Source organism: Bellilinea sp. (assembly GCF_034432615.1).
In the GTDB taxonomy this organism is placed as follows: domain Bacteria; phylum Chloroflexota; class Anaerolineae; order Anaerolineales; family Anaerolineaceae; genus Bellilinea.
The window spans coordinates 1-7,791 of record NZ_DAOUBL010000045.1 but is presented as its reverse complement, the minus strand read 5'-3'; the positions used below and the strand labels follow the sequence as shown (position 1 = coordinate 7,791).

The 7,791-nt window shown below is 52.4% G+C and carries 7 protein-coding genes; 2 read left to right on the top strand and 5 right to left on the bottom strand.

What is annotated here, in order from left to right; translation table 11 throughout:
* From VAE48_RS02015 to VAE48_RS02000, 4 genes are all read right to left on the bottom strand, one after another.
* A partial coding sequence (locus VAE48_RS02015; protein ID WP_322791640.1) for a proton-conducting transporter membrane subunit occupies window positions 1-775 on the bottom strand: 775 nt, incomplete at its 3' end.
* A gap of 3 nt (window positions 776-778) precedes the next feature.
* Window positions 779-1,090, bottom strand: a complete 312-nt coding sequence (locus VAE48_RS02010) for an NADH-quinone oxidoreductase subunit K (RefSeq protein ID WP_322791639.1) — start codon at window positions 1,088-1,090, stop codon at window positions 779-781.
* Entirely contained in the window at window positions 1,087-1,587 is a 501-nt protein-coding gene (locus tag VAE48_RS02005; protein ID WP_322791638.1) for an NADH-quinone oxidoreductase subunit J, read from the bottom strand. The genes VAE48_RS02010 and VAE48_RS02005 overlap by 4 nt, the downstream gene beginning before the upstream one ends.
* A 262-nt stretch (window positions 1,588-1,849) precedes the next feature.
* Window positions 1,850-3,931 (bottom strand): hypothetical protein, encoded by a 2,082-nt coding sequence (locus VAE48_RS02000; RefSeq protein ID WP_322791637.1) that lies wholly within the window; start codon window positions 3,929-3,931, stop codon window positions 1,850-1,852.
* Between the two features lie 421 nt (window positions 3,932-4,352).
* Here VAE48_RS02000 and VAE48_RS01995 point away from each other — a divergent pair, with 421 nt between their 5' ends.
* Complete coding sequence (locus tag VAE48_RS01995; RefSeq protein WP_322791636.1) at window positions 4,353-4,706, top strand: phasin family protein; 354 nt, start codon at window positions 4,353-4,355, stop codon at window positions 4,704-4,706.
* An 11-nt stretch (window positions 4,707-4,717) separates the two neighbouring features.
* Window positions 4,718-5,239 (top strand): polyhydroxyalkanoate synthesis regulator DNA-binding domain-containing protein, encoded by a 522-nt coding sequence (locus VAE48_RS01990; protein WP_322791635.1) that lies wholly within the window; start codon window positions 4,718-4,720, stop codon window positions 5,237-5,239.
* A gap of 11 nt (window positions 5,240-5,250) precedes the next feature.
* On the opposite strand, the gene VAE48_RS01985 is transcribed toward VAE48_RS01990, so the two are convergent.
* The coding region (locus tag VAE48_RS01985; protein ID WP_322791634.1) for an alpha-2-macroglobulin family protein at window positions 5,251-7,791 on the bottom strand (2,541 nt) is incomplete at its 5' end.

Sequence of the window (7,791 nt, the reverse complement as noted above, 5' to 3'; positions counted from 1 at the left end):
AGCGCGCCAGCAGATACACCCCTGCATTGACCATTGTGGCTGCATGAATCAGCGCACTGATGGGTGTAGGGGCTTCCATCGCATCCGGCAACCAGGTCTGGAAGGGGAATTGTGCCGATTTTGCCGCCGCCGCTATCAAACAGCCAAACCCCATCCACGCCAATACCCCTGCCGGCACGATGGCCGGATTTTCCAGCAGCGGTTGAAAATCATTACTTCCGGTGTAAGCATATAAAAGCAATGCCCCGGCCAGCAAGCCAATTCCGCCGAATTGAGTGATGATCAGCGCTTTGATGCCGCCGGCAACAGCTTTGGGGTCATCATTATGAAAGGAAATCAGCGCGTACGAACATAAGGCTGTAATTTCCCAGAAAAAGAACATCAACAAAAGGTTGCTGGTCAGCACCAGCCCGGCCATCCCGCCGATGAAAAACAGCACAAAGGCGTAGTAGCGGGCCAGCTGCTGTTCACCGTGCATGTAATCCACCGAGAAAATCACCGCCAGCGAACCAACGACTGTGGCAATGGCGGCCAGAAATACACCCAATCCATCCACCACAAAGGTGAAATCGCCAAAAACCCCTCCCATCGGAATGGCAAATAACAGCCGTTCTTTGCCGTAGGGTAATAGAAGCAGGGCTGCCCCACCCGCGGCAACCGAAAACGCCACAGCCAGCAGGTGGGTAAATTTTTCGTCCCGGTCACCAACCAGCCAGATGACCAGCGCCCCCAGCCACGGTAAGCCAATTGTCAGCATCAGCCAGGTCATCGCCATAGGCTACCTCCGCAGCGTGGTCAACGCTCTCAAGTCCAGACTGCCAACCACCCGTCGCACCTGCACGGCCAATGCCAGACCAACGACCGCCACAATGGTGTCGGCAACGATCACGGTTAAAGCCATGCTCTGCCCAAGGTTTTCCTGGCCCTGCAAACGGCCGGCCAGTACGAGTGCCAGCATTGCCCCTTTGACCATAATTTGCAGCGCTACCACAACTTTAATTAAATTGCGAACGGTCAAAAGCGCATAGATGCCAATCCCCAGCAGTCCAACCACAATCAGAATGACCACATTAGGAACGGATAGAATCATCCCTTCTCCTCCAGATGAGTCTGGCCTGTCGGGGTTGATTCCTTCTCGCCTAACAAACCCAAAACCCCCAGCACGCCGCAAAACACCAGTACCGCCTGCAAGATCACATCCATTTGACGATTGCCCCACAATACCGCTTTTAAGGCGGGTTCACCCAAAGATGGTGCAGCCCGGTCAACCCCCGGAACCAGTAAAATTCCCAGCAGAACCACCATAAGAATGGTTACCACCACAGCCAGCGGCTCTTTGATCAATCCCTTCAAATCGGTGGCTTCCTCGCCGGTCAGGTTGATAGCAAAAACGAACAAAACCGTCACCAGCCCGGCACCGACACTCAATTCGATAACCCCGATTTCAGGCGCGCCGAGCAAATACAATTCCAGCGCAACCAGCGCACTAGTGCCTGCCAGCCACAGCGCTGAAACAATCAAGCGCCGGGAGCGGATGGCCTGAATTGCACACACCAGAATCCCGACCGCCGTTAAGAGATGGAGCATGATGGTTTTTCCTCCGTGGAGTGAGTCTTAAGATTGAAATGTCTGCCGACGCGCCGTTAAAAAAATCTGCCTGACCACACCTGATTAACAACGTAAAAGGGGAAACACGATCGCTGGTATAGGTATATCATTATTTTTGATGAATGTCATGTGAATTTCATCACAAAATTAACTTAAAAAATTCCTGACCCCCGCTATTAATCACAAAACGGCTTTGCAGCCATTTTGAAGCTGCAAAGCCGTTCAGGGACCATACAACAGTTTACATGCGAGTCAACTGGAAAGTAACGCCGTAATCCGAATCCTCCCCATCTTCCGGGGTAACATAACGGTGCTCTACTACATATCGAACGGTTGCCGGAGTGTCAGGGGCTTTGGGTTTTGGATTATGACTTGTGGATACTTCTTCGAATCTGTAACGCTCAACGGGGGGTAGTTGTCCCTTTGGACTGGTCAAATTCCAGGCTTTGCGTGCATCCAGTGTGATCAAATCCACGGCTATCCGGTCGGCTGGTGCCCAGGCAGCCCAGAACAGCCCCACAATAAGAATCAAAGCCGCAACAACCGCCAGAACGATCAATCCCTGGGTCAATGTCAACGAAATCATTTTTGCGATGGATGCAGCCGTGCCTTCCATCGCAACGGCTCCTTGCCAGACACTTTCAAGGTAATGAACAAAGGCCGAGCCAAAATCCCGCAATTGTTCTTTAGCCGCCGACTCGCTGTCCACCTCAAAGCCAATCAGACCGGCTGCCATCAACCCTCGATTGAAGGAACCGTTCCAGAAATCAGCGCTATAGGCGCCTGAGTCTTCTCCTGAGTCCATATCATCCCAGGCGTCCCGATTAAACTCAACATGCTTCACCGGCGCAAGGGTATGTTTTCCAGAAGGCATCGAAGCCGGTATTAAGTGGGCAACCCATGCGTCAAACCAGATTTCATCTGAACCCAGACCATCCGTTTCCTCGTAACAACGGCCGTTTTCGCTCCAAAAATGAAAGGCGATATTGGGATCGGGTTCAATTTGAAGGATTAGTTTATTGGACTTTAGCCGGGGGGCAACGCCGCCTGCATAAACTGCCGAAAGCACATTATTTACCTCAATCCACACATCATAAAGGCCGGGCGGAAAAGGGGCGCCGGGTTGTTGAGGATGCTCTTTAGGAACATTGACCACCACTGAATCAGATACCCGCCAATCATGAATGGTATGACCAGTTTCATCCTTTACCGGTGTTTCCAAATCTCCAAAAACTGGTGCGTCGAGAGAAATTTTTAAGCCGGTATCCCGATTCACGAACCATACCTTGACCGTTTCGGTTATGAAATTGAATCCTCTCAAGCAAAGGGTGGCACCGGGTTCAACTACTGGAAATTGGAGACATTGCCCGTTGAAGGTGTACTCCTGCCCCCCTTCACAAAAGTTAGGAAACAAGGCTCCCGGCGGAGGGGGCGGTGGGGTTTTTGGCGTGCAATTGGCAATCAGTTCACCCGGTTTGTTGACATTTACCGAAACGCTACAATCTTTGGCAATTTGATAAGGTTGGAACGTGTAAACATTTTCCAATGAAGAGCGAAAGCTCGCCACACTGCCGTACTCTTTATAATCGCCTACATCCGGCCGGATGGCAGTCAACCATGGCCATGGGCCGCTGAAAATCCGCGGCTGTTGAGAACCGTTAGGAGTAGGAGGTAGAACTGCATCCCAGATTCTGACCTGGCCGGGACCTTTCACACCCTTTGAATGGGACATCAGGGTTTGAGCCGTGTAAGCCAGCCCTTCAAGAATAAAAGCCTCGATCACATCCCCAGGCTGAACTCCATCACCGCGGACTTTATCCGCCAATCGTTCATCGAACAAACATTTACGCAGACGGGGCGAGAGGTTTTCGTAGCCCTCAAATCCTTTTTCGAGCGCCTTTACTTGTTTTTTGCTAAGGCGCGAGAGCGCCGTATAAATCATCTCCTCAAATCCGGGGCGCGGACCCTCGCCTTTCGTAAAACGATTAAAAATCTCTGCCATCAAGGGCACAATGGCATCCACAGTTGGTAAATCACAGCAAAGGCAATCTGCTTTTGTACCGGGTCGTTGTTTGGGCTTGCGGAAATCGTCCACTTTGACTCCCGGTACCCGTTTCAAAATCTCTGTAATCTGTTCCTTTTCTTTGGTCTTGCGGGAACGTCCCCCGCAATGACAATCGCCTTTGGGTTTGGTTATTTCTCCGGTGGGTGGAGAACATGGATTTTCGGGTGAAATTTCTTCCTGGACTTCTTCCGAAGAAGGATGAGGATAGAATGGTTCCTCTTGGGTTGGTTCTTCCTCTTTTTTGTCACGTGATTTCATCAGATACTCCTCTTGACCAATCGAATCGGATTAAGAAAACCAACAGGCCAATATGGCCAGGATGACTTTCAAATCTTCATAAGACCTCCTTTAAGGCCGGGGGAAATACGTTTCCGGCCTTAAATATAAAAACTACTCGATCCTATCCATCAAAACCATAGGGCTGAGTGTCTGCTTTGGGTAAAATCACTTATTACAGGCTGCGTTATTTTTAGAATAATATTACCTTTTTTATCAACAATTCGATTATATACCTCCTAACCCAAAAGTCAATAAAGAAAATTGCTGCTAATTGACCAGCCCTCAGGTAAGATTCTTTTTATCCTTAACCGGACAGGGGGTGAGTGAATCAACTATTGACAATCATAACGCAATGCGTTATATTGGATATAACGCATTGCGTTATCAAAAGGAGGTCGAAATGGCAAAACGAACTGAACACGAATTTGTGGAAGATGTCGCCGGTCGCGGCGGATTCACCGAACTTTCCCGCAAAATCCTGCTGGCAGGCATCGGTGCCGCTGCCCTGGCTCAGGAAGAAATTGAGCGATTTGTCAACCGTCTGGTAGAAAAAGGCGAACTGGCCGAAAAAGATGCGCGAAAAATGATTCAAGAGATCATGGAGAAACGCGAGAAACTGGAACAGGAACGCCGTGCCGCTGCTCAGAAAAGTCGCCCAGCTCCGGTCACCCAAGCGGATATTGAAGCACTCAGCGCCAAAATTGCTGAATTGAGCAAAAAGATTGAAGAATTACGCAAAGAACGCAGCGAGTAGACCGGTTCTTGATGCTGCACATCAAACGCTACAGCAACCGCAAATTATATGACACCGTCAACCGGCGTTATATCACCCTGCCGGAGATTGCCAGATTATTGCGGGAAGGGGAGGAAATTCAGGTCATTGACCATGACAGTGGTGTTGACCTGACCACCCTGGTAATGTTACAGGCCTTGTTCAGCGCCGAAAAGCGGTTGGGCGGCTGGCTGCCGCCCAACCCGTTCGACCGCTGGATCGATCTCGGTGAAAAAAACTGGCAAACCCTGCTGGCCTCTCTATTTGGTCGTGTTGATTTCGATCAGCTGGTCAATCAGGAATTATCGCAGCGGTTGGATCAACTGGTCCGTGACGGTCAATTATTGCCAGAAGAAGCCGAGCGGCTTGGCAGCCTGCTGATGAAGTCCTCTTCGCAGTCCACCCAATCCGAAATGCCGCAAGCCGCCCGGCGCGAAACGCTTGAAAATCTGCTGGCGGATTTGGAGCGGCTCTCCACCATTTTGGATGAACTCTCCACGCCACCAACTGATTAAGTTCGGCCTCTTTATTCGATCTTGAACACGGTACCGCCTGTCCTGCCCTGAACATCGGGGAAGTAATAGGCATATGCCCGCGCTGGCAGCACCCGAAACTCGCCTGCCTGAAGAGGAATAAACCGGTATGTCAGCACGTACGTCCCGGCCGGCACATATGCCCCCACCCAGCGGATGTGATCAGCAAAAATGCGCGGTTCATGAAAGTACCACCATCCCCAGCCGCGGCTGAAGCGATCCTGATTCACAAACATCATTTGCTCCACTTCGCTGCCTTGCCGGGTAGTTTGCAGGGTTGTATTCACAATCTCCGCACCGGCAGGAATGTAATCTTCCACCACCAGATAGGTTAGGTCTTGAGGCACGGTGACGGACAGGCGCACCTGCACGACCGGATTGCTCATCGAACGGTTGACACTGGTGACTGGCAGGCAGGTGTCTACCCCGCAGTCAGCCCCTTCCAGATAGTATTCCCGACTGAGGACGATTCCTCCATCCATCGGCTGCACCGTTTCTACCGGCTGACCCACCTCCAACACCGCGCGGTAATACAATCGTCCGCTACCGGCACCGCGTTGAATACGCAGCGCATTGCGGTTTGAGGGCAGTTGAGCCACCGAGACACTACCACGCACCGGGTTGAAGGTCTGTGCGCCACTCGCCTGTCCGCTGGCAATCACCGCGCCGTTCAAGACGGCAGAAAAGGAGTAATTACCCTGCAATTCACCGGTTGCCCGAACGGCGCGAGATAGAGCTGCCAGCACCCAGCCGCTGCCAAAACTGTTCACCCAGCCATGCCCGCCGCGTTGGAGCGTCAGGTAACGCACGGCATCCCCGACCAGCGGTGAGGCCGGGTCAATCTCAAGCAGCGCCATCAGCACCATGGCAGTGGAAGCATAGGTATTTGCAAAGCGGTACAACGAGTCTTCTGCCTGCCGCCAGTAAGTCCCGCTAGCAGAGCGAATGGCGGCGCCTTGCAAATCGGCAAGAATTGTCTCAGCCGATTGAGAGTCCCCACCGGCGTTGAGTGCCATAGCCAGGAATGCCTGGCCCCACGGATTCAACCGTGTCCGTAAGCGGACTAATTCCGGTGGCACTTGATTTTGACGGCCGTTTTGATTGAGCACAAAGTAAGCAAAAGCCAGTTGATCCAATTTCGAGGTTTCCTGTACCATCTCCGGTGTATACAGACTGGCGGTTACAAAACGGTTGGCATCCATGATATGGAATGGCTCAACCACAAAACCGGCTGCGCTCGCCTGATCCAGAATCCACAAGCCGTAAGCGCTCAGGAAAAAGTCGCTGGGTTCTCCTGCCAACCAACTCCAACCACCGTCGGTCTGGTGTTTACCAATCAGTCGGTCAAGGTCGCGGCGGATATTTTGTTGCAAGCGCTCGTTCAGGTCAGGCGTCGCAAAATTGACCTCCCGGCTCAACTGATACAAACTCAAATTGGCTAACAATCGGGAAAGGATTACCTCGACAAAATCATCTGGATAATCCTCCATCCCATCCAGACCGGCCAGCACACTCCCCGCCAGATTGGGAGACAATTCCACCCCCAAATTGCCATTGCTGGGGGTAAACGAACGCGGCAAACTGACAACTTCCAGTACTTCACCCGCCTGTTCCAGGATTCCCGCGGTCATAAAGGATTGGGGAGTGGTGTAGCGGCGGATGGGTAAATCCTCACCGGAAATCATGACCGCATCCTGCAAACCGCCGCCTTCCACAGCGAAGATCAGGGATGCGGAGGAAACATCTTCTACTTTGACCCACCAGTTCACCCGCTGGCGGCTGTTTGCCGCCAATTGAAGGGCTTGTCGTTCCAACGCCGGATCTTCCAGAGCCAACCCGCTGCTTTGCAGTCGAATGGTGACATCCAGTTGGCGGTCGGTATTGTTCTGAACCACCGCCCCAATCTCCAGCCGGTCGCCGGCCACCACAAACCGCGGCAGCACCGGGCGAATCAGTAAATCTTTACTGACCACAATTTCACGGGATGCTTCACCGACTCGCGCATCGCGGGTCAGCCCGCGCACCATCACCACCCAGGTCGTTAGATTATCGGGCAGGGCAAACTCAATCCGTGCATAGCCGCTGGAATCGGTTTCAACGGCTCCTGCCCAGAAGGCGGTATCCTGAAAATCACTGCGCAGAGAAAACTGGAGAGCATCACCGCCCCCACCACCGCCCAGGCCACGCGGCAGCAGAGGAATTCGGCCGATATAAGCAGCCAGCGACAGGCTGGTAAACACCCCCAACGGTTGTTCGCCATAAAATGCAGTGACGATATCGGCAGCATTCGGATTACTCAACGCAAAAATTGCCTTATCCACCACCGCAACAGAAAATTCACCCTGAAGGGGATTGCCGCGCTGATCCTTGACCAGCAAATCCAGCCCGACCGTCTGCCGCGGTTCAAAGCGGTATGCAGGAGCAATCAGCCGCACATCCAGTTGAAAAGCCTCGCGTTTTACTTTCAACTCAAGATAGCCTTGCCTAAAATCCGGCCTGCCACTTTCGTTAGCTCCCAGTATGGTCACCGAAAC

Excerpts from the sequence above, each read along its gene's own strand:
- VAE48_RS02010 (WP_322791639.1), bottom strand. The coding sequence starts at position 1,090 with ATGATTCTATCCGTTCCTAATGTGGTCATTCTGATTGTGGTTGGACTG.
- VAE48_RS02005 (WP_322791638.1), bottom strand. The coding sequence starts at position 1,587 with ATGCTCCATCTCTTAACGGCGGTCGGGATTCTGGTGTGTGCAATTCAG.
- VAE48_RS02000 (WP_322791637.1), bottom strand. The coding sequence starts at position 3,931 with ATGAAATCACGTGACAAAAAAGAGGAAGAACCAACCCAAGAGGAACCA.
- VAE48_RS01995 (WP_322791636.1), top strand. The coding sequence starts at position 4,353 with ATGGCAAAACGAACTGAACACGAATTTGTGGAAGATGTCGCCGGTCGC.
- VAE48_RS01990 (WP_322791635.1), top strand. The coding sequence starts at position 4,718 with ATGCTGCACATCAAACGCTACAGCAACCGCAAATTATATGACACCGTC.